General features: G+C 71.4%; 1 protein-coding gene. It reads left to right on the top strand.

Going from position 1 to position 454, the window contains the following annotated elements; genetic code table 11:
- Nucleotides 1–59: 59 nt before the first annotated feature.
- Nucleotides 60–350, top strand: a complete 291-nt coding sequence (locus ACY45C_RS10255) for a response regulator transcription factor (protein WP_462187395.1) — start codon at nt 60–62, stop codon at nt 348–350.
- The last annotated feature ends 104 nt before the right edge of the window (nt 351–454 follow it).

Raw genomic sequence — 454 nt, 5'->3', positions numbered from 1 at the left:
GGGTCTGCCCCGGGAGAGCCTGCGGCTGGCCTACCGGGAGCTTCAGGAGGTCACCGAGCATGTCGCCGTCCCGTTCCTGCGCGGTCGCATCGGCGGGGTGTCCGAGCTGCTGCGCGGGCTGCTCGCCGAGGAGACGCGGGCTGCTCGCCGAGGAGACGAAGACGGTCGGACGGCTGACGCTGACCCCGCGCGAGCTGGAGGTGCTTGCCCAGGTCTCGCTGGGATTGTCCAACGTCGAGACGGCCCGCCGGCTGACGGTCTCGCCCGAGACGGTGAAGGCGTACCTGCGCAGCATCATGCGCAAGCTCGGTGTCCGTAACCGCACAGCCGCGGTACACGCCGCGCGCTAGCTGGGAATGCTGCCCTGATCTCAGGGGCCCGCACCGGGCCCCTGCCGGGGGCGTGGCCGTGGCTGCCGGTCTGGCAGTCACGGCCATTCGACCCCGCCGTATAT

It is taken from the genome of Frankia sp. CcWB2 (genome assembly GCF_977927585.1).
This window is presented reverse-complemented; position numbering and strand designations above follow the sequence as displayed.